Source organism: Citrobacter sp. CRE-46 (assembly GCF_059615875.1).
Map to the genome: position 1 here is coordinate 4,351,379 of NZ_CM184341.1, position 26,247 is coordinate 4,377,625.

Annotated in this window: 23 protein-coding genes; 5 read left to right on the forward strand and 18 right to left on the reverse strand. The window is 53.5% G+C overall.

Annotated elements, in window-relative coordinates:
* Positions 1-139 precede the first annotated feature (139 nt).
* The 4 genes from carB to AC534G_RS21205 all read right to left on the reverse strand — a co-directional run bounded on the left by carB (position 140) and on the right by AC534G_RS21205 (position 6,709).
* On the reverse strand, positions 140-3,364 hold the full coding sequence (gene carB, locus AC534G_RS21190; RefSeq protein WP_038637091.1) for a carbamoyl-phosphate synthase large subunit: 3,225 nt from the start codon (positions 3,362-3,364) through the stop codon (positions 140-142).
* Positions 3,365-3,382: 18 nt separating this feature from the next.
* Positions 3,383-4,531 (reverse strand): glutamine-hydrolyzing carbamoyl-phosphate synthase small subunit, encoded by a 1,149-nt coding sequence (carA, locus tag AC534G_RS21195; RefSeq protein ID WP_110496077.1) that lies wholly within the window; start codon positions 4,529-4,531, stop codon positions 3,383-3,385.
* Between the two features lie 455 nt (positions 4,532-4,986).
* Entirely contained in the window at positions 4,987-5,808 is an 822-nt protein-coding gene (gene dapB / locus AC534G_RS21200) for a 4-hydroxy-tetrahydrodipicolinate reductase (protein ID WP_199981153.1), read from the reverse strand.
* 268 nt (positions 5,809-6,076) lie between these two features.
* Positions 6,077-6,709 (reverse strand): alanyl-tRNA editing protein, encoded by a 633-nt coding sequence (locus AC534G_RS21205; protein ID WP_110496078.1) that lies wholly within the window; start codon positions 6,707-6,709, stop codon positions 6,077-6,079.
* Between the two features lie 92 nt (positions 6,710-6,801).
* Between AC534G_RS21205 and AC534G_RS21210 the strand changes: the two genes are divergently transcribed.
* The gene (locus tag AC534G_RS21210; protein WP_069324084.1) at positions 6,802-7,710 is read left to right on the forward strand and encodes a LysR family transcriptional regulator; all 909 of its coding nucleotides are present in this window, start codon (positions 6,802-6,804) and stop codon (positions 7,708-7,710) included.
* Here the strand turns inward: AC534G_RS21210 and rihC are convergent, their stop codons facing one another.
* The 7 genes from rihC to AC534G_RS21245 all read right to left on the reverse strand — a co-directional run bounded on the left by rihC (position 7,711) and on the right by AC534G_RS21245 (position 14,722).
* Positions 7,711-8,625 carry a ribonucleoside hydrolase RihC gene (rihC, locus tag AC534G_RS21215; RefSeq protein WP_110496079.1) on the reverse strand — a complete coding sequence of 305 codons (915 nt, stop codon included), beginning with the start codon at positions 8,623-8,625 and terminating at the stop codon, positions 7,711-7,713. It lies immediately after the preceding gene.
* A 65-nt stretch (positions 8,626-8,690) separates the two neighbouring features.
* A complete protein-coding gene (gene ispH, locus AC534G_RS21220; protein ID WP_038637079.1) occupies positions 8,691-9,641 on the reverse strand; it encodes a 4-hydroxy-3-methylbut-2-enyl diphosphate reductase in 951 nt (316 codons plus the stop codon).
* Position 9,642: 1 nt separating this feature from the next.
* Complete coding sequence (gene fkpB / locus AC534G_RS21225; RefSeq protein WP_038637078.1) at positions 9,643-10,092, reverse strand: FKBP-type peptidyl-prolyl cis-trans isomerase; 450 nt, start codon at positions 10,090-10,092, stop codon at positions 9,643-9,645.
* Positions 10,093-10,209: 117 nt separating this feature from the next.
* Entirely contained in the window at positions 10,210-10,707 is a 498-nt protein-coding gene (lspA, locus tag AC534G_RS21230) for a signal peptidase II (protein ID WP_069324085.1), read from the reverse strand.
* Positions 10,707-13,523 (reverse strand): isoleucine--tRNA ligase, encoded by a 2,817-nt coding sequence (gene ileS / locus AC534G_RS21235; RefSeq protein ID WP_038637074.1) that lies wholly within the window; start codon positions 13,521-13,523, stop codon positions 10,707-10,709. The genes lspA and ileS overlap by 1 nt, the downstream gene beginning before the upstream one ends.
* 37 nt (positions 13,524-13,560) lie before the next feature.
* Positions 13,561-14,499, reverse strand: a complete 939-nt coding sequence (ribF, locus tag AC534G_RS21240; RefSeq protein WP_038637072.1) for a bifunctional riboflavin kinase/FAD synthetase — start codon at positions 14,497-14,499, stop codon at positions 13,561-13,563.
* A gap of 7 nt (positions 14,500-14,506) precedes the next feature.
* Positions 14,507-14,722, reverse strand: a complete 216-nt coding sequence (locus AC534G_RS21245) for a DUF2575 family protein (RefSeq protein WP_071888087.1) — start codon at positions 14,720-14,722, stop codon at positions 14,507-14,509.
* A 105-nt stretch (positions 14,723-14,827) separates the two neighbouring features.
* Between AC534G_RS21245 and rpsT the strand changes: the two genes are divergently transcribed.
* On the forward strand, positions 14,828-15,091 hold the full coding sequence (gene rpsT, locus AC534G_RS21250) for a 30S ribosomal protein S20 (protein WP_038637070.1): 264 nt from the start codon (positions 14,828-14,830) through the stop codon (positions 15,089-15,091).
* Between the two features lie 58 nt (positions 15,092-15,149).
* Here rpsT and nhaR read toward each other — a convergent pair whose 3' ends face one another.
* The 4 genes from nhaR to dnaK all read right to left on the reverse strand — a co-directional run bounded on the left by nhaR (position 15,150) and on the right by dnaK (position 20,609).
* Positions 15,150-16,049 (reverse strand): transcriptional activator NhaR, encoded by a 900-nt coding sequence (gene nhaR / locus AC534G_RS21255; protein WP_038637068.1) that lies wholly within the window; start codon positions 16,047-16,049, stop codon positions 15,150-15,152.
* A gap of 38 nt (positions 16,050-16,087) precedes the next feature.
* A complete protein-coding gene (gene nhaA, locus AC534G_RS21260) occupies positions 16,088-17,254 on the reverse strand; it encodes a Na+/H+ antiporter NhaA (protein WP_038637066.1) in 1,167 nt (388 codons plus the stop codon).
* 208 nt (positions 17,255-17,462) lie between these two features.
* Complete coding sequence (gene dnaJ / locus AC534G_RS21265; RefSeq protein WP_110496080.1) at positions 17,463-18,599, reverse strand: molecular chaperone DnaJ; 1,137 nt, start codon at positions 18,597-18,599, stop codon at positions 17,463-17,465.
* 87 nt (positions 18,600-18,686) lie between these two features.
* On the reverse strand, positions 18,687-20,609 hold the full coding sequence (gene dnaK / locus AC534G_RS21270) for a molecular chaperone DnaK (RefSeq protein ID WP_038637064.1): 1,923 nt from the start codon (positions 20,607-20,609) through the stop codon (positions 18,687-18,689).
* A 384-nt stretch (positions 20,610-20,993) separates the two neighbouring features.
* Between dnaK and AC534G_RS21275 the strand changes: the two genes are divergently transcribed.
* The 3 genes from AC534G_RS21275 (at position 20,994) to satP (ending at position 22,859) form a co-directional block, all read left to right on the forward strand.
* Entirely contained in the window at positions 20,994-21,398 is a 405-nt protein-coding gene (locus tag AC534G_RS21275; RefSeq protein ID WP_110496081.1) for a DUF2541 family protein, read from the forward strand.
* A gap of 32 nt (positions 21,399-21,430) precedes the next feature.
* A complete protein-coding gene (msyB, locus tag AC534G_RS21280; RefSeq protein ID WP_110496082.1) occupies positions 21,431-22,144 on the forward strand; it encodes an acidic protein MsyB in 714 nt (237 codons plus the stop codon).
* Positions 22,145-22,292: 148 nt separating this feature from the next.
* Positions 22,293-22,859, forward strand: a complete 567-nt coding sequence (gene satP / locus AC534G_RS21285; protein WP_006686623.1) for an acetate uptake transporter — start codon at positions 22,293-22,295, stop codon at positions 22,857-22,859.
* 34 nt (positions 22,860-22,893) lie between these two features.
* Here the strand turns inward: satP and AC534G_RS21290 are convergent, their stop codons facing one another.
* The 3 genes from AC534G_RS21290 to tal all read right to left on the reverse strand — a co-directional run bounded on the left by AC534G_RS21290 (position 22,894) and on the right by tal (position 25,977).
* Entirely contained in the window at positions 22,894-24,201 is a 1,308-nt protein-coding gene (locus AC534G_RS21290; RefSeq protein ID WP_110496083.1) for an MFS transporter, read from the reverse strand.
* 124 nt (positions 24,202-24,325) lie between these two features.
* Complete coding sequence (gene mog / locus AC534G_RS21295; RefSeq protein WP_003018973.1) at positions 24,326-24,913, reverse strand: molybdopterin adenylyltransferase; 588 nt, start codon at positions 24,911-24,913, stop codon at positions 24,326-24,328.
* 110 nt (positions 24,914-25,023) lie between these two features.
* Positions 25,024-25,977 (reverse strand): transaldolase, encoded by a 954-nt coding sequence (gene tal, locus AC534G_RS21300; RefSeq protein WP_005124064.1) that lies wholly within the window; start codon positions 25,975-25,977, stop codon positions 25,024-25,026.
* Between the last annotated feature and the right edge of the window lie 270 nt (positions 25,978-26,247).

The window sequence follows — 26,247 nt, forward strand, 5'->3', positions numbered from 1 at the left end:
TACATTGAAAATGTGGTTAAGGAAACGGACATCTCCAGGAATGACCTGATAGGGTAAAAAAAACGGCTCCTTCTCAGGAACCGTTTCAAATTTATATTGCAGATCCGATTAACGCAAATATCACCGAACCTTCTGTTTATTATTTATTGATCTGCGCGTGCATTTCCTGCACCGAGGTCACCTTCTCGGTGGCATCCGCATTCAGCGCCATGGCCGTTGCGAAACCGCCGTTCAGGGTAGTGTCGTAATGCACTTTGTACTGCAAGGCGCTGCGGCGAATCAGCTTGGAGTCTTCAATCGCCTGACGACCTGCGGTGGTGTTGATAATGTAGGTGTATTCGCCATTCTTGATACGGTCCTGAATGTGCGGACGACCTTCATGCACCTTATTCACCAGACGCGGGTTGATACCGGCTTCACCCAGCACAATCGCGGTACCGTGAGTCGCATCCAGCTCGAAGCCCTGTTTTAGCAGCTTAGCGGCCAGGTCCACCACGCGCTCTTTGTCGCCTTCGCGAACCGAGAGCAGCGCACGGCCCTGTTTCTTCATCGTGGAGTTACTGCCCAGCTGTGCCTTGGCGAACGCTTCCGCGAAGGTACGGCCCACGCCCATCACTTCCCCGGTAGAGCGCATTTCTGGCCCTAACAGCGGGTCAACGCCCGGGAATTTGTTGAACGGCAGCACCACTTCTTTCACCGAGTAGTACGGCGGGATAATTTCTTTGGTCACGCCCTGCTCGGTCAGCGATTTGCCGGCCATCACGCGCGCCGCCACTTTCGCCAGCGGTACGCCGGTGGCTTTGGAGACGAACGGTACGGTACGCGCCGCACGCGGGTTGACTTCAATCAGGTAGACTTCGTTGTCTTTCACCGCAAACTGCACGTTCATCAGGCCGCGCACCTGCAGTTCGAAGGCCAGCTTCTGCACCTGCTGGCGCATCACATCCTGAATTTCCTTGCTCAGCGTGTAGGCAGGCAGAGAACAGGCGGAGTCGCCGGAGTGTACGCCCGCCTGCTCGATGTGCTCCATGATGCCGCCAATCAGCACCATTTCGCCGTCGCAGATGGCGTCAACGTCCACTTCGATGGCATCGTCGAGGAAGCGGTCCAGCAGCACCGGCGCGTCGTTGGAGACGCTAACCGCGGTCTGGAAGTAGCGACGCAAGTCGGCTTCGTCGTAGACGATTTCCATCGCGCGGCCGCCCAGTACGTAGGACGGGCGCACCACCAGCGGGTAGCCAATTTCTTTCGCCTTCTCAACCGCTTGTTCAATGGCGGTCACGGTGGCGTTGGCTGGCTGTTTCAGCTTCAGACGGTCAACCGCGTGCTGGAAGCGTTCACGGTCTTCCGCGCGGTCGATGGCGTCCGGGCTGGTGCCGATAACCGGTACGCCTGCGGCTTCCAGTTCACGCGCCAGTTTCAGCGGGGTCTGGCCGCCGTACTGCACGATGACGCCTTTCGGCTTCTCGATGCGCACGATTTCCAGTACGTCCTCCAGCGTTACCGGCTCGAAGTACAGACGGTCGGAGGTGTCGTAGTCGGTAGAGACAGTTTCCGGGTTACAGTTGACCATGATGGTCTCGTAACCGTCTTCGCGCAGCGCCAGCGAGGCATGGACGCAGCAGTAGTCAAATTCGATACCCTGGCCGATACGGTTCGGACCGCCGCCGAGGACCATGATTTTGTCGCGGTCGACGGATGGGTTAGATTCGCACTCTTCTTCATAGGTAGAGTACATGTAGGCGGTATCGGTGGCGAATTCCGCCGCGCAGGTATCCACGCGCTTGTAGACCGGGTGCAGGTTGTACTGGTCGCGCAGCTTGCGGATTTCCGCTTCGCGCACACCCGCCAGTTTTGCCAGACGCGCATCGGCGAAGCCTTTGCGCTTCAGGTGACGCAGGAAGTCAGCGTCGAGGCCGTTGATGCCCACTTCCGCCACTTTTTCTTCCAGACGTACCAGCTCTTCAATCTGTACCAGGAACCAGCGGTCGATGTTGGTCAGGTTGAACACGCCGTCGACGGAGAGGCCCGCGCGGAAGGCATCGGCGATATACCAGATGCGCTCGGCGCCCGCGTCTTTCAGCTCGCGACGGATTTTGGTCAGCGCTTCCGGGTCGTCGAGGCTCACTTTCGGGTCGAAACCGGTGGCGCCCACTTCCAGGCCGCGCAGCGCTTTCTGCAGAGATTCCTGCTGCGTGCGGCCAATCGCCATCACTTCGCCGACGGATTTCATCTGCGTAGTCAGACGGTCATTCGCACCGGCGAATTTCTCGAAGTTGAAGCGAGGAATCTTGGTGACAACGTAGTCGATAGACGGCTCGAAGGAGGCCGGAGTACGGCCACCGGTGATGTCGTTCATCAGTTCGTCGAGGGTGTAACCCACCGCCAGTTTGGCCGCCACTTTGGCAATCGGGAAGCCGGTGGCTTTGGAAGCCAGCGCCGAAGAGCGGGAGACGCGCGGGTTCATTTCGATAACGATCAGACGACCATCTTTCGGGTTCACCGAGAACTGAACGTTGGAACCGCCGGTTTCTACGCCGATTTCACGCAGTACCGCCATCGAGGCGTTACGCATGATTTGGTATTCTTTGTCGGTCAGGGTCTGCGCCGGAGCAACAGTGATCGAGTCACCGGTGTGAATACCCATCGCATCGAAGTTTTCGATAGAGCAGACGATGATGCAGTTGTCGTTTTTATCACGCACCACTTCCATCTCGTACTCTTTCCAGCCGATCAGCGATTCATCAATCAGCAGCTCGTTGGTTGGCGAGAGGTCCAGGCCGCGTTCGCAGATTTCTTCAAACTCTTCACGGTTGTAGGCGATACCGCCGCCGGTGCCGCCCATGGTGAAAGATGGACGGATGATGCACGGGAAGCCCACGTCAGCGGCAACCGCCAGCGCTTCTTCCATGGTGTGCGCGATACCGGAACGCGCGGTGTCGAGGCCGATTTTCTTCATCGCCACGTCGAAACGACGGCGGTCTTCTGCTTTATCAATCGCATCAGCGGTCGCACCAATCATGGTCACGCCGAACTCTTCCAGCACGCCCTGACGCTCCAGCTCCAGCGCGCAGTTCAGCGCGGTCTGGCCGCCCATGGTTGGCAGAACCGCATCCGGACGCTCTTTTTCGATGATTTTGCGTACCACTTCCCAGTTGATCGGCTCGATGTAGGTCGCATCGGCCATTTCCGGGTCGGTCATAATGGTTGCCGGGTTAGAGTTCACCAGAATAACGCGGTAACCCTCTTCGCGCAGCGCTTTACACGCCTGGGCGCCGGAGTAGTCAAACTCACACGCCTGACCGATAACAATCGGGCCCGCGCCCAGAATCAGGATACTTTTTATGTCTGTACGTTTTGGCATGGCTTTTATTACTCCTGATTATTTCGCGGACTGACGGTATTGTTCAATAAGCTCGATAAAGTGGTCGAACAGCGGCGCCGCATCATGCGGGCCTGGGCTCGCCTCCGGGTGGCCCTGGAAGCTGAACGCCGGTTTATCGGTACGGTGAATCCCTTGCAGGGTACCGTCGAACAGGGACTTGTGGGTCACGCGCAGGTTGGCTGGCAGCGAAGCTTCATCCACCGCAAAGCCGTGGTTCTGCGCGGTAATCATCACCACATTCTTATCCATGTCTTTCACCGGGTGGTTACCACCGTGGTGACCAAACTTCATCTTGATGGTCTTCGCACCGCTCGCCAGCGCCAACAGTTGATGGCCGAGGCAGATGCCAAATACCGGAATATCGGTCTGGAGGAATTTCTCAATGGCTTCGATGGCGTAGTCGCACGGGGCCGGGTCACCTGGGCCGTTAGACAGGAAGATACCGTCCGGATTCATCTTCAGAACATCTTCCGCGGAGGTTTTCGCCGGTACCACCGTCAGGCGGCAGCCGCGATCCACCAGCATACGCAGAATGTTGCGCTTGGCGCCAAAATCGTAGGCCACCACGTGGAACGGCAGCTCTTCTGCAGACTTCGCTTCCGGCAGGTCACCCGAAAGCGTCCAGCTACCCTGAGTCCAGCTGTAGGATTCAGCGGTGGTCACTTCTTTTGCCAGATCCATCCCATTTAAGCCCGGGAACGCTTTGGCTTTTTCTAAGGCCAGCGCAGCATCCAGATTATCGCCTGCAATGATGCAGCCGTTCTGAGCGCCCTTCTCGCGCAGCAGTCGCGTCAGCTTACGGGTATCGATATCGGCAATCGCCACAATATTATGGCGCTTGAGGTAAGAAGAGAGGTCTTCGGTGTTGCGGTAGTTGCTGGCAATCAGCGGCAGGTCGCGGATGACCAGGCCTTGCGCATGTACCTGAGAAGATTCTGCATCGGCTTCATTGGTGCCGACATTACCGATATGAGGATAAGTAAGAGTGACGATTTGGCGGGAATAGGAAGGATCAGTGAGGATTTCTTGATAACCGGTCATTGAAGTATTGAAAACGACTTCCCCAACCGCCGAACCTGTTGCCCCTATGGCCCGACCGTGAAACTGGGTTCCGTCTTCCAGAACCAATAGCGCTGACTTAATCAAAACACCCTCCAGAGAATATTCACTCACTTTATTTGCATATTAATTCATTAACACCTCATGAATCAATGCAAATTTGCTTACCTATGGATTTCTGGCAAACGGCGGCATTCTAGAGATAGCCCACGTAAAAGTCTACCCAAAAGGGCAATTTTTATTATTATTTTACGCCACTGGGATAAATCACTCGATTTAACAGGCAAAAAGATCAGCTAACTCAGGGTGGAAAACGCTTGCGGTAGATAAAGAGTGTAAAAACGGGAGCAGCGAGAGAAAAAAGTGGACCACTTGGTCAAAATTTACATTCATATAACAGAATGAAGCATAAAAACATATATAAACATCGACTTAGATAAAAAACAAAACCAAAATCCAAAAAATTAAAGGGCAATAAAATATTGCCCCATGTAATCAAATAATTACGATTACCATAACCACATCACGAAGGGTAATAAAATCTATAAACTGCGTAAATCAAGTACATCTTTCATATCAAAAAGACCATTTGACTTAGATTTCAGCCAAACCGCCGATCGCACTGCGCCATTGGCAAAAGTCATGCGGCTGGACGCTTTATGGGTGATTTCAATACGCTCGCCAATATCGGCAAACATCGCGGTATGTTCGCCGACAATGTCACCGGCGCGTACGGTCGCAAAACCAATAGTGCCCGGCACACGCTCGCCGGTATAACCTTCGCGCGAGTAGACAGCGCAGTCTTTCAGATCTTTATCCAACGCCCCGGCGATCGCCTCACCCATCGCCAGCGCGGTCCCCGATGGGGCATCCACTTTGTGGCGGTGATGCGCTTCGATAATCTCAATATCGGTATAGTCCCCCATCACTTTTGCTGCTTTCTCAAGCAGTTTCAGCATGACGTTAACGCCGACGCTAAAATTCGCAGCGAAGACGATAGCAATCTCCTGCGCGGCATCGCGAATAGCCTGTTTACCGGCATCATCGAATCCGGTGGTACCAATCACCATTCCCTTACCGTGCTGGTGGCAAAACGCCAGATGCGTCAGCGTACCTTCCGGTCGCGTGAAATCGATGAAAACATCGAAATCATCTTTCACCGCCTCAAGGCTGCTTTGTACGGTAACGCCCGTTTTCCCGGCTCCCGCTAACTCTCCGGCATCGCTTCCCAGTAAGGAAGAGCCTTCGCGCTCCAGCGCCGCGCCAAGCTGTACGCCATCCATGCCAAGTGTGGCCTGAATCAACTGACGCCCCATGCGTCCTCCGGCTCCCGCGATGGCAACGCGGATTTGTGCATCATGCATAGCTATTCTCTTTTGTTAATTTTGCGTAAATCGTTTTCAGAGTAACCAGCACGCCCGGAGGCCGCTAGCTGAAAACACCCATAATTAGAATTTAATGATAAACAGAGGGGAATATCAGTAAAAGACATGATTCATCCCGCAGGATGAATCATTGCTGGAGCACTGGAAAGAAGTCAAACTTACTCAGTATGGCGCAAAGTGATGGGAAAACGATGGAAAACCGAGCAGAAACCAGCCAATCTGCGTAGATATTTTCGCGAGTGCGGTTTTATGGCACGAGCGTGTAGGTGACGATCATCTGCCCTTTTTTCATCTTCACCTGAGTAATCGTCACCTGCCCAATGTCGGATAAACGCGCAACATGCGTACCGCCGCAAGGGTAAGCGGGCAGCTCACCGAACCCGACTTCGCGCAAACCGCCGTCGGATGTCACCCGGCGAGGAAGATCCTCCGCCTGCCAGGCGTTGATTTTCGCCAGCAGTGAGGCGCCGTCCGGCAGCGTACTGCTGCCTTTTGCGGAAAACGTAATCCGCCCTTCGCCAGGCCAGTGGTGCGCTTTTACCGGTTGCCATCCGTACTCTGTACCCGCCAGCCCGATAAGGTGCCCCGCAGAGTGCAGCCGCGCATGCAGCTGACGCTGTGTCGCATCAACTCTCAGGCTGATTACGCCAGGCGCAATCGGTGTCGCCACGATATGTAGCACATCGTCATCACTCACGATCACCGTCTCGACGGGGATCTCATCAATCCAGCCAGCATCCGCGGGTTGCCCACCGCCCTGTGGGTGAAATAGCGTGCCGTCCAGCACCACCGCATAGCCTCCTTCCGCTCGCGCTGTACAGCTCATCACCGTGGCCTGGCCTTCGGTGTTATCACAGGTGTAATAAAGACGTTCGGTCATGATTGCTCTCCTCTTGATAGGAAGAGTATATTCACTTTACTGACGGCGATAATCCTGCGCCGGTTCAATGCATCTTTGCCTGGTATGCACAAATGAACCCTAACCTTCTTCCTGACCTTGCCACCTTTGTGTTGATTATCGACCAGGGGAGCTTCTCTGCCGCCGCCAAAGTCTCAGGTGCTACGCCTTCCGCTATTAGCCGCAGCGCATCACGCCTCGAGAAGGCGCTGGGCAGCAAACTGCTGCACCGTACGACACGCAAGCTGGCGCTTAGCGAAACGGGCAAAATAGTGTATGCGCACGCGCAGGAAATGCTGCATGCGGCGCAAATGGCTGTCGACTCAGGCAGCAGCCGACAAACTATTGCGCAAGGGCAACTGACCCTCAGCGTGCCCAAAGCGGTGGGGCGATTTGTCATTCATCCACTGATGGCCGAATTCTTTACGCGCTACCCACAGGTGGACGTCCGCCTTCGGCTGGAAGACCGTTATATGGATTTAATCGACGACGGCGTCGACCTTGCGCTGCGCATCAGTCAGTCGCCCTCCCCGGGCCTGTATGGGAAACCACTGATGCCGGTCAGCCATGTCATATGCGCTACCCCCGAGTATTTACGCAAGCATGGTACGCCCGAGCACCCGCAGGCACTGCGCGAGCATAGCTGTATCAGCCTTGGCGAGACACCTGCGGATTCACGCTGGAAGTTTCGCCGCGGTGAACGTGTGGAGACCATTCAGACTCATGGTCGCTACGCCGCCAACCATACCGGCGTACGTCTGGATGCGGTGAAAAATAACCTCGGAATCGGCAGCCTGCCGCTGTTCACCGCCCGCGCGGCACTCTCCAATGGCGAGATTGTCCAGGTACTGCCGGAATGGGAATTTATCAGCGACTACAGCGGGGAACTGTGGCTGCTATGGACGCGCAATCAACATATGCCCGCCAGAATGCGGGCGATGATTGATTATCTCGGCGAAAAGGTACCGCTACACAACACCTGATTATGGCGCCAGCGCCAGCACCTCTGCCACCCACTGCTGGAACCCCTCAACGTCAAGATCCAGTGCAACCTGGGCATTTGCCGGATGCCCCAAACGTCCTTCAATATCCACCACCGTGGTACCCGAGGTATATTCCCCCTGAGTTTCCACCGCCACGAAGCACGGCTGCAGGGTAAAGAGTTCCGGGCGCACCAGCCAGGCAATCGCGCACAGATCATGCATCCGCAGTCCTGTATTCATACTGCCGCTGCGGTAATGGCTAAATAGTGCGTGCAGCATGCTGCCGGTCTTATTGAGCGCGGGAAGCGTCGCCAGATACTCCGGCGTCAGCATGGCCTGATTAGTGACATCCAGCCCACACATCACGATCTCCAGCCCACTCTGAAAAACTTTCGCGGCGGCCTCAGGATCGATAGCAATATTAAACTCGGCATTTGGCGTAAAGTTCCCGCGCCCGGCTGAACCGCCCATCATCACCAGACGGTGAATATTGAATATGCATTCAGGATAATGGGTCAGCAGCAGCGCAACGTTGGTCAGCGGACCAATCGCTACCAGCGTCACGGGCTGCGGGGCATGCATCAGCGCGTCACGAATAGCCTGGAAGGCGGGTTTTGCCATCGCCTGTCGGTCGTGTTCGACAAATTCATACCCTTCCATACCGGACTCGCCGTGCACGGAAGCGGCGTCACGCAGCGGCCGCACCAGCGGCATTGATGCCCCTTGCGCCAGCGGAATATCCGCATTCCAGAAATGCAGCAACTGCAACGCATTACGGGTGGTTTTTTCCACCGAAACATTGCCTGCTACCGTGGTCATGAGTTGCAGATCCAGCTCAGGGGCAAACAGCGCGGCGGCAATAGCGGCGGCATCATCAATGCCGGGATCGGTATCAAGAATGATCGGTAAGCGCATGGTTTCTCCATAAAAAATGCCAGACGTTAAGTCTGGCATCTTCTCATAATCGTATCGTGAAAGACTTACTCTACTTCACGAACATCCACACGCAGCTCTTTAGGCACTTCGAAAACAATATTTTCTTCACGGCCTTCCAGTGGGATAGCCTCTCCACCGCCAAGTTCCTGCAGGCGAGCGATCACGTTTTGCACCAGGATATCCGGCGCCGAGGCTCCGGCCGTCACGCCTACGCACTTAGCGTCTTTTACCCACGCTTCCTGGATGTCGGTCGCATCGTCAATCAAATACGCCGCTTTCCCCATTCGCTGGGCCAGTTCAGCCAGACGGTTAGAGTTAGAGGAGTTTTTCGAGCCGACCACCAGCACCACATCAGCCTGTTCCGCCAGCGCGCGAACCGCTTCCTGACGGTTGGTGGTGGCATAACAGATATCGTCTTTGCGCGGCCCGACAATTTTCGGGAACCGTTGGCGCAGCGCATCAATCACGTCAGAAGTGTCGTCAACGGAAAGCGTGGTCTGTGTCATGAAGGACAATTTACCTTCATTCTTCACGGTCAGTTTCAGTACATCTTCCGGTGATTCAACCAGATACATCCCCCCCTGTGGGTTACTGTACTGGCCCATCGTGCCTTCGACTTCCGGGTGTCCGGCGTGACCAATCAGAATTGACTCTTCACCGCGACGGCTGGCGCGCGCCACTTCCATATGCACTTTGGTGACTAACGGACAGGTGGCGTCGAAAACCGTGAGATCACGACCTTTGGCTTCGTTACGTACCGCCTGAGAGACACCGTGGGCGGAGAAGATCAGGATCGCGCCGTCAGGCACTTCACTGATTTGCTCAATAAAAATTGCGCCGCGCTCGCGCAGGCTATCCACCACATAGCGGTTATGCACCACCTCATGACGGACATAAATCGGCGCGCCATAAATAGCCAGCGCGTTTTCTACAATGCTGATAGCGCGGTCTACGCCAGCGCAAAAACCGCGCGGGTTAGCCAACAGGATCTGCATTTTACGCCTCCAGTACTGGTTCGACTTCCAGCACTTCAATATCAAAATGAACGGTATGCCCGGCCAGCGGATGGTTGAAATCAACCGTGATAGAGTCACCGTTGATTTCACGAATCACGCCAGGCATCTCACTGCCGTCCATTGCGGTAAAGAGCATGATAGCGCCAATTTCTGGCTCGCCCGCGTCCATAAATTCCCGACGCGAGAAATACTGAATCAAGTCCGGGCTTGGCACGCCAAAGGCGGCATCCGGCTCCAGGGAAAAAGTGGTTTTATCACCCTCTTTTAGCCCCAGCAGGTGTTGTTCCAGTCCTTCAGACAGAGAACCATCGCCCAGGCGAAACAGCGCAGGCTTGCCGTTATTGCGGGTTGACTCTGCGGTGGAGCCATCGTCGAGCTTAAGGGTGAAGTGCACCAGCACCGCACTGTTACTCTGTACTGATTTAGACATGCAGGTTGCTCTTTAAAATTGCTGCCGCCTGTTTGCCCGGTGGCGCTACGCTTACCGGGCCTACAAGGTTCGCGATAGATTGTAAGCCGGATTAGCATAGCGCCATCCGGCATTTTTTTATGCGGCTTTTTTCTCTTTCGACGGTAAGAAGCCTTCGAGAACAATCAATGCCGCGCCGATACAGATTGCCGTATCAGCCAGGTTGAATGTCGCGAAATGCCAGTCGCCAACGTAAAAGTCAATCATATCAACCACGAAGCCATGCCACAGGCGATCGAACAGATTGCCCAGCGCACCGCCAATGATTAACGCATACGCGATGTTGGTCAGCTTCTGCGTCGCCTTCGAGCGATACATCATCACCATCAGGATGACGCAGATACCAATAGCGATACCGGCAAAAAACCAACGTTGCCAGCCGCCGCTGTCGGCTAAGAAGCTAAACGCCGCGCCATAGTTTCGCGCGTAGTGCAGATTAAGCGACGGGAACAGCGATACCGTATCCCCCAGAGCAAAATTCTGGAGGATCAGGTACTTGCTGCCTAAATCGATAATCAGCACGACTACCACCAGCCACAGCCAGCGTAGCCCTGTTGAACAAAGAGGCTTACTCATCAGGCAAACTTACGTTGTTCGCCATCACCGGCGATGTTGCTGACACAGCGTCCGCAGATATCTGCATGTTCCGCCACCTGGCCGACGTCGGTAGTGTAATGCCAGCAGCGCGGGCACTTCTCACCTTCGGCTTTGCTCAGTACGATTTTCAGACCTTTGAGCAATTCGCTCTGCTGAGCATCAGCTGGCGCCTCGGCAAACTCCGCAACGCTCGCACCAGAGGTCAGCAGCACAAAGCGCAACTCTTCGCCGAGCGCGGTCAATTTCGCCGCCAGTTCGGGTTCAGCGTACAGGGTGACTGCCGCTTCCAGAGAACCACCGACTTTCTTATCCGCACGCGCCTGCTCGATGACCTTGTTCACTTCGCCGCGTACTTTCAGCAGCTCGTCCCAGAAGGTATCGTTCATCGCTTCGGTTTCACCTAAGCCAAACAGGCCTTCGTACCATTCACCGGTAAAGACGTATTTTTCACGATCGCCCGGCAGGTAACCCCAGATTTCATCCGCGGTGAAGGACATGATCGGCGCCATCCAGCGAACCAGCGCTTCTGCGATATGGAACAGCGCAGTCTGGCAGCTACGACGCGCCCGGCTTTCCGCTTTCGCGGTGTACTGGCGGTCTTTGATGATGTCGAGGTAGAACGAACCCATTTCTACGGAGCAGAAACGCATCAGGCGCTGCACTACTTCGTGGAAGTCATAGGCTTCGTAAGCTTTCAGGATCTCTTCCTGGGCCGCTTGCGCACAACCTACCGCCCACCTGTCCAGCACCACCATCTCTTCCGGTTTCACCATGTCTTTTACCGGATCGAACCCGTTCAGGTTCGCCAGCAGGAAGCGCGCGGTGTTACGGATACGACGATAGCTGTCGGCAGCACGTTTCAGAATTTCGTCAGAAACCGCCATTTCACCGGTGTAGTCGGTAGACGCCACCCACAGACGCAAAATATCCGCGCCGAGTTTGTTCATCACGTCCTGCGGAGAAACGGTGTTACCGATAGACTTGGACATCTTACGGCCCTGACCATCCACGGTGAAACCGTGAGTCAGTACCTGGCGATACGGCGCTTTGCCTTTCATCGCGGTGGAGATCATCAGAGATGACATGAACCAGCCACGGTGCTGGTCAGAGCCTTCCAGATACATATCCGCTGCGTGACCGGCAAATTCAGGACGCACGTCTACGACAGATGAGTGGGTGGAACCAGAGTCAAACCAAACGTCCAGCGTATCCGGGACTTTGACATATTGGTCAGCTTCGTCGCCGAGGATATCTTTCGGATCGAGATCCCACCACGCCTGGATGCCGTCAATTTCAACGCGTTTAGCCACTTCTTCCATCAGTTCGATAGCGCGCGGATGCAACTCTTCGGTGTCTTTGTGAACGAACAGAGACATCGGCACACCCCACGTACGCTGACGGGAGATACACCAGTCAGGACGGTTGGCAACCATGGATTCGATACGCGCCTGGCCCCAGTCAGGGATCCACTGCACGCCTTTGATCTCTTTCAGGGACTGCGCGCGCAGGCCTTTCTGATCCATGCTCACGAACCACTGCGGGGTCGCCCGGAAGATGATCGGCGTTTTGTGGCGCCAGCAGCACGGATAGCTATGCTGCATCTTCTCGACGTGCAGCAACGCGCCTTTTTCGCTCAGCAGAGCGACAACAATATCGTTGGCTTTAAAGACGTTCACACCGTCCAGGGTCGGGTAGGTGCCCGCCAGATAAGCGCCGTCCGGACCCACCGGGTTCGCCACTTCCAGACCGTATTTTTGACCGATGACATAGTCGTCCGGGCCGTGGCCAGGCGCGGTATGTACCGCCCCGGTACCCGCATCCAGCGTGACGTGATCGCCCAGAATCGCCGGTACGTCAAAACCCATAAACGGGTGGGTAAAGCGCAACAGTTCCAGCTCTGCGCCTTTAACGGTGCCCAGAATGGTGTAGTCGGCCGCGCCAATGCGCTGCATGACGCTTTCAACCAGATCTTTCGCCAGAATCACGGCCTGGCCGTCGATCTGCACCAGCGCATAGTCAAAATCAGGCGCCAGGGAGATCGCGCGGTTCGCCGGCAACGTCCACGGGGTGGTGGTCCAGATAACCAGCGAGATCGGGCCGTTAACGTCAGAAACGGCAAATTTCGCTTTCACCGCGTCCTGATCGGCGGCGTGGAACGCCACGTCGATGGACGGGGAGGTTTTGTCATAATACTCAACTTCCGCTTCCGCCAGCGCGGAACGGCAGTCAACGCACCAGTGCACCGGCTTCGCACCCTTATGCAGGTGACCGTTGCCGATGATTTTACCCAGCGCGCGAATGATGTTGGCTTCGGTTTTAAAGTCCATGGTCAGGTACGGATGCGACCAGTCGCCCAGCACGCCAAGACGGATAAAGTCTTTACGCTGACCGTCAACCTGTGTAGCAGCGTATTCACGGCATTTAGCGCGGAACTCAGCGGCGGTGAACTTCTCGCCCGGTTTGCCATATTCCTGCTCTACTTTCAACTCGATCGGCAGACCGTGGCAGTCCCAGCCCGGAACGTAAGGCGAGTCATAGCCCGTGAGTCCTTTGGACTTCACGATAATGTCTTTCAGAATCTTGTTAACCGAGTGACCAATATGAATGCTGCCATTCGCATAAGGAGGGCCATCATGCAGAATGAAGGTTTTTTTGCCTTTTTTGGCCGCACGAATGATGCCGTACAGGTCATCATCAGTCCAACGCGCCAGCATTCCCGGTTCACGCTTGGCGAGATCGCCGCGCATCGGGAACCCTGTTTCCGGCAAATTCAGGGTTGATTTATAGTCACTCATCAGATTCTCGGTTCCGTATTTAAAACTCGTATAGGCATTAAGCCGGTTTTGTTAGCCCAAAAAAATCGCGGGCAGTCAACTCATCACGCGCAATCTGCGCTTTTAGTTCATCCAGCGAAGCAAATCGCTGCTCGCTGCGAATTTTTTTACGCAGCACTACATCTATATGGCGACCATAGAGGTCCATTACAACGTCCAGTAGATGCACTTCCAACTGCTGACGTACGCCGGCTACCGTCGGGCGGGTGCCGATGTTGGCAACACCGGGAAAAGGTTTGTCACCCAGCCCCATCACTTCAACCGCATAAACCCCTTTCACCGGAGAAACCTGGCGACGAAGCGGTAAGTTTGCCGTCGGAAAGCCAATGGTGCGTCCTAACTCGTCACCATGCACCACCCGTCCTGAGATGGTAAAAGGGTGCCCAAGCAGGCTTTCGGCCAACTGCAGGTTATCTTCAGCCAGCGCCTGACGTACCGCGGTGCTGCTGATACGAACACCGCCTTCACAGAAGGTTTGGGTACTGGTGATATCAAAACCATACTCAGCGCCCGCTTCCTGTAATAACAAGAAATCGCCCGCACGGCTAGCGCCAAAGCGGAAATCATCACCCACGGCAAGAAATTGTACACCAAGGCGCTTAACCAGCAGATCGCTGATAAATGTCTGCGCCGTTAATGCCGCGAAGCGCCTATCAAAACGCACGCACAATACGTAATCTACGCCACACTCCGCCAGATAACGCAGTTTTTCTCGCAGGCGAGTAAGGCGCGCAGGTGATTTGTCCGTTGCAAACAGCTCTAATGGCTGTGGCTCGAAAATCATCACCATCACCGGCAAATTGCGTTTGCGCCCTTCTTCCCGTAAGCCCTGCAGCAACGCACGGTGGCCACGGTGCACGCCGTCGAAATTACCAATAGTCAGCACACACCCATGCGGGGCCTGACTGAGATTATGTATGCCTCGTATCAGCTTCATGTCTGGCTCAAAACAGTGAAAATCGTGAAAGTATACCCTGTACCGCGGTCAAGGTTAACCGGCGATTGTTTCTCCGAAACAGAAAGAGGATGGTTTTCATTGTTATGAAACAAATTGCAGACCTTAACGGGCAATCCAATGCAATTTTTCTCGTGGAAAAGCTGTATTCACGCCACGCAAGCTGGTAGAATCCTGCGCCATCACTACGCAACGAGTGCTGCAATTTAAACGGCGCTTATTTGCACAAATCCATTGACAAAAGAAGGCTAAAAGGGCATATTCCTCGGCCTTTGAATTGTCCATATAGAACACATTTGGGAGTTGGACCTTGGCTAATATCAAATCAGCTAAGAAGCGCGCCGTTCAGTCTGAAAAGGCCCGCAAGCACAACGCTAGCCGTCGCTCTATGATGCGTACTTTCATCAAGAAAGTATACGCAGCTATCGAAGCTGGCGACAAAGCTACTGCACTGAAAGCATTTAACGAAATGCAACCACTCGTGGACCGTCAGGCTGCTAAAGGTCTGATCCACAAAAACAAAGCTGCACGTCATAAAGCAAACCTGACTGCACAGATCAACAAACTGGCTTAATCGCCTGCTTGTTGTCGCTTTGTGAAAAAACCCGCGCAAGCGGGTTTTTTTATGGCTGTCATTTGTTCATTGGCGTAAAGAGCGCCGAGTAGTCCGCATTACAAATACGCTGCACCGCCGGATGCTGGATCATTCTTTCCGCAAATATAGCGTGATATTCCTCCATCACATTCTCCACGCGCCCAATCTCCACAATTGAATCGTCGGCATAGAAGTTGTTCGAATAGAGCGTCGGGGCAACGAAAATAGCGTTATGCGTTGCACCAAAAGCTTTCATCAGCGCTGCGTCATCAAATTCGCCGAGGATTTCAACATTCAAGCCTTGTGAGTTAATCCAGTTCAACAGCTTACGACCGAGCATCGAACGACGTCCAGGGATCAGCAATCGGCGCTCTTCCAGACAGGCCGGAAACGGCTTCTCAGGCAAAGGCTGGGTGCACCAAAAACTTACGCCGCATTCGCCTATGCGCACCGAGAACAACCCTTCCTGTTGCGTAGAATCAATCGGACAGTCAGAGATAATCATATCCAGCTTATGCTGACTGAGTTGATCCAGCAGCATCTCGTGCGTTGATTCAAAACAGCGCAGATGGATTTGTTCATCTTCCACCACCGCGGCATTCAACACACGGCTGACCAGCTGTTTGGATAGCGCATCCGCCACGCCGACATCAAACAGCAAGTTAGACTCTTTGCGGTAGTTCACGATATCCAGCATTTCCTGGCTTAACGTGAACATTTTATCCGCATAACGAAAGACTAACTCGCCTAACTCGCTTGGCTCCAGCCCACGCCCCTTCCGCTTGAACAACTTTCCTTGTAAACGTTCTTCAAGCGCTTTGATCTGCCCGGTAATGGTCTGCGGTGTCAGATAAAGCGCTTCTGCTGCACCAACCACCGAACCTTCTTTATAGACATGCCAAAAGTAATACAGGTGGTTGTAATTTATATGAGACATACTCTCTCCCTGAAAATTGTCACGAAAGGGTTATCCTGTCAGGCGGATGCGTTTAACCGGGTGCGTAACCAGCAGTAACCAATTACCGCCGACAGCAAGGAGCCAATCAGGATCCCCAGTTTCGCCCAGTTAATCAGCTCAGGATCGACATTACCAAACGCCAGGCTGGCGATGAAAATCGACATCGTAAAGCCAATACCGCACAGAATCCCGACCGCCATGATCTGCTGGAAATTCGTTCCTTCAGGTAATTGCGCCAGCTTTAAGCGTAACGCCAGCCAGCAAAACAGGCTGATACCCAGCGGTTTACCGATCAACAGACCTGCAATAATCCCCAGCGGTAATACGGAGGTCAGCCCATCAATGGTGACACCCTGCAGTGAAACACCCGCGTTAGCGAAGGCAAACAGCGGCAGGATCAGGTATGCCACCCACGGATGCAAAACATGCTCCAGACGCTTTGCCGGTGAACGTCCGTGTTTTTCCTTTAACGGAATGAAGAAACCGACGATCACGCCCGCCAGCGTCGCATGCACACCGGACTTCAGGACTGCCGTCCACAGCACCACGCCCACCAGAATATAAATCCCGGTACGTCTCACGCCACACAGATTCAAGGCCGCCAGGACGAGAATGGCGCACGCGGCAACGCCCAGCGACAGCAGCGAGAGATCGCTGGTGTAGAACAGCGCGATGATCACGATAGCGCCAAGATCATCGATAATCGCCAGCGCCATGAGGAAGATTTTCAGCGCCAATGGAACACGACTGCCCAACAGTGCCAGCACGCCTAATGCAAAAGCGATATCCGTTGCAGCCGGGATCGCCCACCCTTCACGGGTAATAGGGTCAGCATAGTTGAATGCCAGATACAGCAGCGCCGGGACAATCATCCCCCCGATAGCGGCAATGATCGGAAATGCCGCCTGACGCAGACTGGCCAGCGAGCCTTGCATTAACTCGCGCTTTACCTCCAGACCAATCAACAAGAAGAACACCGCCATCAACGCGTCGTTGATCCACAGCAGCATATTTTTGTTGATCTCAAGCGCGCCAACCCGCAGTTGAACGGGCGTTTCCAGAAAGGCATGGTACCATCCACTGGTGACCCCGATATTTGCCATCAACATAGCGATGACGGCTGCGATGATCAGGATGATGCCCCCCGAGGCGTCACTACTAAAAAAACGATGCAGATGTTTCACTTTTATTCTCTCTATTGGGTGAATACTTCGTAAATACTATCTTACACCCTCAAAAAGCTCGTTAAAATTAGATTATTCATGATAGATAGATCGGTTTTTACGAACAAATAGACTGAAATTAAAAAAGATTTTCCGAACGGAAAACAGAAATAAAAAAGCCTGAAACTTTTCAGTCCCAGGCTTTTTATCAAATATTGAGTCGAGAGAATCAGCGGGTCAAATCGTCAAAGAACTTCTTCACGCCGTCGAAGAAGCTTTTGGAGCGCGGGCTGTTTTGCTCGCCGGTCGGGCCGCCAAAACTGTCCTGCAGGTCTTTCAGCAACTGCTTCTGCTTGTCGTTCAGACCCACAGGGGTTTCAACAACGACACGACACAGCAGATCGCCCTGAGCGCCACCGCGTACAGACTTGACGCCCTTTCCACGCATGCGGAACAGTTTGCCGGTCTGCGTCTCGCCCGGAATCTTCAACTTCACGCGACCGTCCAGCGTCGGGACTTCAATCTCGCCGCCCAGCGCTGCCATCGCAAAGTTAATCGGTACTTCGCAGTACAGGTTATTGCCTTCACGCTCAAAAATTGGGTGCTGTTTTACCTGCACCTGAACGTATAAATCGCCTGCTGGCGCGCCATGCTCACCGGCTTCACCTTCACCTGCTAAACGAATACGGTCGCCGGTATCAACGCCTGCCGGGATTTTGACGGACAGCGTTTTGCTTTTCTCAACGCGACCATGACCGTGACATTTGTTGCACGGATCTTTGATCAGCGTACCGCGACCCTGACAATGTGGACAGGTCTGCTGTACGGCAAAAAAGCCCTGGCGCATCTGCACCTGGCCGGAACCGTGACAGGTTGGACAGGTTTGCGGCTGAGTACCTGACTTCGCGCCGCTGCCATGGCAGACGTCACACTCTTCCAGCGTCGGAATACGGATCTCTTTGGTGACGCCACGCACGGCTTCTTCCAGAGTGAGATCCATGTTGTAACGTAAATCAGCACCACGTGAGGCGCGCTGACGACCACGACCGCCGCCAAAGATATCGCCAAACACGTCACCAAAGATATCGCTGAAGTCAGCCCCGCCGCCAAAACCGCCGCCGCCGCCGCCCATGCCGCCTTGCTCAAACGCGGCATGACCGTACTGATCGTAAGCCGCGCGTTTTTGCGCATCGGTCAGGATCTCGTACGCTTCTTTGATCTCTTTAAACTTGGCTTCAGCCTCTTTATCACCCTGGTTGCGATCCGGGTGATATTTCATGGCCAGGCGCTTGTAGGCCTTTTTGATTTCACGCTCTTCCGCTGATTTGGAAACGCCTAAAATCTCGTAATAGTCTTGCTTTGCCATTGGTTTTTTTAAGCCCCTTAACATACAAGCACGGGCGAAGAGGAAACCTCTACGCCCGTGCCGATTAACTACCCTGCATCAGGGCGATTATTTTTTGTCTTTCACTTCTTCAAACTCAGCGTCGACAACGTCGTCATCTTTCGCATTGTTTGCAGAAGCATCAGCGCCTGCTGCACCAGCCTGCTGCTGTGCGTGCTGCTGCTGCGCGATTTCCATCAGTTTCTGGGAAACCTGAGCCAGCGCCTGCATTTTCGCTTCGATATCCGCTTTGTCTTCGCCTTTCAGAGACGTTTCCAGCGCGGTCAGTGCAGACTCAATGGCAGTTTTGTCGTCAGCCGGCAGCTTGTCGCCTGCTTCTTCAACCTGCTTACGAGTGCTGTGCAGCAGATGGTCGCCCTGGTTACGAGTCTGAACCAGCTCTTCGAACTTACGGTCAGATTCTGCGTTCGCTTCTGCTTCGCGAACCATTTTCTGAATTTCTTCTTCGTTCAGACCAGAAGAAGCCTTGATGGTGATCTTCTGCTCTTTACCGCTGTTTTTGTCTTTCGCGGAAACGTGCAGGATACCGTCGGCATCGATATCGAAGGTAACTTCGATCTGCGGCATACCGCGCGGAGCCGGGCTGATACCATCCAGGTTAAACTGACCCAGATCTTTGTTATCGGCAGCACGTTTACGTTCACCCTGCAGCACATGGATGGTTACCGCAGACTGGTTGTCTTCAGCGGTAGAGAACACCTGGCTGTGCTTGGTCGGGATGGTGGTATTTTTCGCGATCAGTGGCGTCATCACGCCGCCCATGGTTTCGATACCCAGAGACAGCGGGGTAACGTCCAGCAGCAGTACGTCTTTCACATCACCCGTCAATACACCACCCTGAACGGCAGCACCGATTGCCACGGCTTCGTCCGGGTTAACGTCTTTACGCGGCTCTTTACCGAAGAATTCAGCAACTTTCTTCTGCACCATCGGCATACGCGTCTGACCACCAACGAGAATAACGTCGTTGATATCAGAAACAGACAGGCCAGCGTCCTGCAGAGCAACTTTCAGCGGCTCGATAGAACGGTTAACCAGGTCTTCAACCAGGCTTTCCAGTTTCGCACGGGTCACTTTGATGTTCATGTGTTTCGGACCAGTCGCGTCTGCAGTGATGTACGGCAGGTTCACGTCGGTCTGCTGAGCGGAAGACAGCTCGATCTTCGCTTTCTCAGCAGCTTCTTTCAGACGCTGCATCGCCAGCGGGTCATTACGCAGGTCGATACCCTGATCTTTCTTAAACTCGTCAACCAGGTAGTTGATCATACGGCTGTCGAAGTCTTCACCACCCAGGTGGGTATCACCGTTGGTTGCCAGAACTTCGAAGGTTTTTTCGCCGTCAACTTCGTCGATTTCGATAATAGAGATATCGAAAGTACCACCACCGAGGTCATAAACCGCGATAGTACGGTTGCCGACTTCTTTATCCAGACCGTAAGCCAGTGCAGCTGCGGTTGGTTCGTTGATGATACGTTTTACTTCCAGACCTGCGATACGGCCGGCGTCTTTGGTTGCCTGACGCTGAGCATCGTTAAAGTATGCAGGTACGGTGATAACCGCTTCAGTTACCGGTTCACCCAGGTAATCTTCAGCCGTTTTCTTCATTTTCTTCAGCACTTCTGCAGAGATCTGCGGCGGTGCCATTTTCTGACCTTTTACGTCAATCCAGGCATCACCGTTGTCAGCACCGATGATTTTGTACGGCATGATGGCTTCATCACGCTGTACTTCTTCGTCCTGGAAGCGGCGGCCAATCAGGCGTTTAATCGCAAACAGGGTGTTTTGCGGGTTTGTCACTGCCTGACGTTTAGCCGGCTGACCAACCAGAGTTTCACCATCCTGGGTATAAGCAATGATAGAAGGCGTGGTGCGATCGCCCTCGGCGTTCTCCAGCACACGTGCAGTAGTGCCATCCATAATCGCTACACAAGAGTTGGTAGTACCCAGGTCGATACCAATAATTTTACCCATCTAAACGTCTCCACTAAAAATTCGGTCATCATGTGGTTGTGAATCTGTAATAAGGGCGAAACGTGCGGTTTCAACTACCCTGAATCGTTTTTTTTCAGACTCACCACTGCGGTTGACTACTAAGTGGGGTCGTAACCCACTTCATCAAGGGGGGCATGAAAAATTTTTTTAGCGCAGAAGCAATAAATTTGCCGAAAAAAGGCACAAAACTACAAAAAATGAATAATCGCCAATCAAAATTAATTCATAAAACCAATTAATAAAGCGCTGTTATTCACATAAAAATTGTAATAAAAAGAAAAGATTACGTGAATGAATCGTTTTTGTGTCGGCGGTAAACTAGCGCGAAGTCACGCACTTTTGCAGCCGTCAAAGAGAAATTTCATGAAATCCGTTTTAACCCTTTCCGCCACCCTGCTTATGGGCCTGGTGTCGAGCAGCGCCGCTCACGCTAACGATCATAAAGTTCTGGGGATGATTGCTATGCCCCGCAACGCAACTAACGATCTCACGCTCAAAATTCCCGTTTGTCGGCTGGTGAAGCGTATTCAACTCACCGCCGATCGAGGCGATATTAACCTTAACGGCGCATCCGTTTACTTCAAAGCTGCGCGCACCTCCAGCCAAAGCCTGAACGTCCCGTCATCCATTAAAGAGGGACAAACCACTAATTGGATCAATATTAATAGCGACAACGACAATAAACGCTGCGTATCCAAAATCACTTTTTCAGGCCAGTCGGTAAACTCCTCTGACATGGCGACGCTTAAAGTCATCGGCGACGACTAACTACGCCCTTTTATTCAGAAGCCATAGAAAACATGAATGTCACGTATTTGCATGACGACGACCTCGACTTTCTGCAGCATTGCAGTGAGGAACAACTCGCCACGATTACTCGCCTGTTAACGCATAATGAAAAAGGGAAAGCCCGTCTGTCGAGCGCTCTGAGCCACAACGAATTATTTAAATCGATGGAAGGACACCCGGAACAGCACCGCCGCAACTGGCAACTGATCGCCGGCGAACTTCAGCATTATGGTGGCGACAGCATTGCCAATAAACTTCGTGGCCATGGAAAGCTGTATCGGGCGATTTTGCTGGATGTTTCGAAGCGCCTGAAGCTTAAAGCCGACAAAGCGATGCCCACGTATGAAATTGAACAGTATTTGCTGGAACACTTTCTACGGAATGCCTGGCAAAAAATGGATGCGGACCATAAGCAGGAATTTTTGCAGGCCGTTGAGGCAAAAGTCTCTGAACTGGAAGAGTTACTGCCGCTATTAATGAAGGATCGCCATCTGGCGACTGGCGTTGCTCATTTGCTCTCCGGTCAGCTCACGCAGATCCTGCGTACCCATGCCGCAGTTAGCGTCATCGGGCATGGATTGCTACGCGGCGCAGGGCTTGGCGGCCCGGTCGGCGCGGCTTTAAACGGGGTTAAAGCGGTGAGCGGCAGCGCCTATCGCGTGACGATTCCGGCGGTGCTACAAATCGCCTGTCTGCGAAGAATGATCAACAACACACAAGCGTGATGTCCATCACAGGGAAAATAATTCATTTTCCCTTTGTTAGATCATAGACAGTCCGCTTTCCCCTGATTATCATGCCGCGCCCCGAAGACAGTGATCGTTATTCGGGGAAACTATTTCACCATTCAATCAATGATGATTTTGAGGAATTATGGGCAACACTAAGTTGGCTAATCCGGCACCGCTGGGCCTGATGGGCTTTGGCATGACCACCATTCTGCTTAACCTGCATAACGCGGGTTTCTTCGCCTTTGACGTTATTATTCTGGCGATGGGCATTTTCTACGGCGGTATCGCGCAAATTTTTGCCGGGCTGCTGGAATATAAAAAAGGCAACACCTTCGGTTTAACCGCCTTTACCTCCTACGGCTCGTTCTGGCTGACGCTGGTTGCGATCCTGATCATGCCGAAAATGGGCCTGGCGGATGCAACCAACGGCCAGTTCCTGGGCGTATACCTGGGTCTGTGGGGCGTGTTCACACTGTTCATGTTCTTCGGCACGCTGAAAGCTGCGCGTGCGCTGCAGTTTGTCTTCCTGAGCCTGACGGTGCTGTTCGCGCTACTGGCCGTGGGCAACATTGCAGGTAACGAAGCGATCATCCATGTTGCTGGCTGGGTTGGCTTAGTGTGTGGTGCAAGCGCCATTTACCTGGCGATGGGCGAAGTGCTGAACGAACAGTTTGGCCGTACCATCCTGCCGATTGGTGAAGCGCACTAATCTGACGCTATCCCCCCGGACGGGGGGATATTCCTTACAAGCGCTGTAACTCTCCCTGCACGCTGGTATCGCGATGATAAATATCCTGTCGCAGCCAAATCCCCAGCCCTAACCCCACCAGCGATAACGCCAGTACATACCAGGCTGGAGCCATTGGCGACACGCTCATTAACATCGTCACAGCGATTGGCGTCAGACCACCAAAAATGGCGTACGAAACGTTGTAAGAAAACGAGATACCGGTAAAGCGGACTTCCGCTGGAAACGCTCGTACCATGACATAAGGCACAGCCCCCACCACGCCAACGCACAAGCCCACCAGCCCATACAACAAGAACAAATGCTGAGGATGGCTACCGGTCAGATGATAGAAAAACCAGCTCGAACAGGCCAGCAACAGGCTACCGACAATAAAGGTTTTGCTGGCGCCAACCCGGTCGACAATAAACCCGGCCAGCAGACAACCGACGCACAGCATAATGGTCGCGACACTGTTGGCTTGTAATGTCAATGCTGGCGCAAAGCCATACTGTTTCTGCAGCCAGACTGGCGACATCAGGATCACCACCACGATCCCAGCCGATAACAGCCAGGTCAGCAGCATGGAAATGACCACCGCTTTTTTATGTTTGCTCACCACCGACTTTACCGGTAGCTCTTGCGCCAACGCCTTACGCTGCTGCATTTCGAGGAAGATGGGCGTTTCCTGCAGCCAGCGGCGCAGATACATCGCCACCAGCCCAAACACGCCGCCCAGCAGGAAAGGAATACGCCAGCCGTAGTCATGCACCGCTTGCTGCGTCAGGCTGGTGTTCACCAGCGTTGCAACAACCGACCCCAACAGAATCCCCACAGTAAGTCCGGCAGTCAGCGTGCCGCAGGCGATACCGATGCGACGCTCCGGTACGTGTTCCGCCACGAACACCCACGCCCCCGGCACTTCGCCCCCAATGGCTGCCCCCTGCAAAATGCGCATCAGTAATAACAGTAACGGCGCGAGGATCCCCATTGAGGCATAGGTAGGCAACAAGCCAATCACCAGCGTCGGTATCGCCATCAACAAAATGCTCAGGGTAAACATTTTCTTGCGTCCGACCAGGTCGCCAAAATGCGCCATAATGATGCCGCCCAATGGACGCGCCAGGTATCCGGCGGCAAAAATGCCGAAGGTTTGAACCTGTCGTAGCCATTCAGGGATATCGGCCGGGAAGAAAAGTTCGCCAACAACCGCGGCAAAGAAGACGAATATAATGAAATCATAAAACTCAAGCGCCCCGCCGAGGGCAGCAAGCGTAAGGGTTTTATAATCCTGGCGATTCAGGGGTCGAGTGTGTTGTGACATAGCAAACCATGAGTCAGTGGAGTAATTGAATATGTCTGTCGATATATGTAAATCAAAAATTACTATATCGTAAACAATTCAATACTCCACCTTCATTGTTACTTATATCACGACCAGGCTACTTTCAGGCATTTGTATCGCGGATCGCGCTTTTAGGGCGAAAAGATGCTACTACTGCCGGTGCAGTCTCGACATAAGGTCCATCTAACAGCTGTATACAATACGGTACACTTGCAAAAATGCCTGGCACGATGACCTTACCATCGGCATCTTTCACGCCTTCCAGCGTTTCTTTGATCGATTTCGGCTGCCCAGGCAGATTCAGGATCAGCGCCTGTTTGCGAATCACGCCAACCTGACGGGAAAGGATTGCGGTTGGCACAAAGTGCAGACTTATCTGGCGCATTTGCTCACCAAAACCAGGCATCTGGCGGTCGGCTACGGCCAGCGTAGCGTCTGGCGTTACGTCGCGACGTGCCGGCCCCGTTCCGCCGGTCGTCAGTACCAGATGACAGCTCATTTCATCAACCAGCTCGCATAAGGTTTGTTCGATGATCGCCTGTTCATCCGGGATCAGCCGTGTTTGCAGCTCAAAAGGGGTTGTTAGGGCTGATGCCAGCCACTCTTCAAGGGCCGGGATACCTTTATCCTGGTAAACGCCGCTGGAAGCACGATCAGAAATGGACACCAGGCCAATGCGTAAAGTATTCATGATTATTCCGTTTAAACAGTCTCGTTAAACAGAATGATACACTGCGAAAGGAAGGACAGACAGGTTTCAGAAGAGGTAGCGTGACCCCTGTCAGGGCCACGCCGAAATGATTACAGCAGATCGCCGATCATTTTTTCCAGTTTGCCCTGGTCTACAGCAAACTTACGGATACCGTCCGCCAGTTTGTCTACAGCCATTGGATCCTGGTTGTGCTGCCACAGGAACTCAGCTTCAGTGATACGTGCAGGACGCGCTTTCACTTCGCCAGAGAAGGACAGTTTACGTTCGATAGCGCCTTCGCTTTCCGCCAGCTCTTTCAGCAGCGCCGGTGCAATCGTCAGACGATCGCAGCCCGCCAGCTCGATGATTTCACCGATGTTACGGAAGCTCGCGCCCATAACTACGGTTTCGTAACCGTGCTGTTTGTAGTACTCGTAGATTTCCGTTACGGAAACCACGCCCGGATCTTCTGCCGGTGCATACTCTTTCTTGTCGGTGTTGGCTTTGTACCAGTCAAGAATACGACCAACGAACGGAGAAATCAGGTATACGCCAGCTTCTGCACAAGCGCGCGCCTGCGCGAAAGAGAACAGCAGAGTCAGGTTACAGTTGATGCCTTCTTTTTCCAGCTGCTCAGCGGCACGAATGCCCTGCCAGGTTGAAGCCAGTTTGATCAGAATGCGATCGTTGCTGATGCCAGCATCGTTGTACAGTTTAATCAGACGTTTTGCTTTCGCGATGGATGCGTCGGTGTCGTAGGACAGGCGAGCGTCAACTTCTGTGGAAATGCGACCCGGGACCAGTTTCAGGATCTCCAGACCAATGTTTACCGCCAGTTTGTCGGTCGCGTCGACGACCTGCTGCGCGCGGTCGTTGCTCTGCTGCTTAGCCCAAGCTACAGCGTCATCAATCAGCTTGCGATATTCCGGGATCTGCGCTGCGTTAAGAATGAGAGAAGGGTTAGTTGTGGCATCCTGAGGCTGATACAGCTTCATTGCCGCGATGTCTCCGGTGTCGGCCACTACTGTGGTGAACTGACGAAGGGAGGTCAATTTGTCCGTCATGATAGTGATTCTCTTTAAACAGCTTGTTAGGGGGATGTAACCGATCTTCCCTGATGATAGCACGACGCACTCTCAGCGCAACCGCCTGTATTGTCCGACCTGCCGCTCAGCCCTGATTACGCAGCTCAAAGCCTGAGATGCGCAATTAAGGGATATACCTGTTGTTATGATAAACTCCCGTAATCAATCTACTTAGAAGGTATATACTGGTCGATAATTGGTAGCGCTTACATGGGATTATTCGCGCTTACCGGCATCAACAAGAGGGAT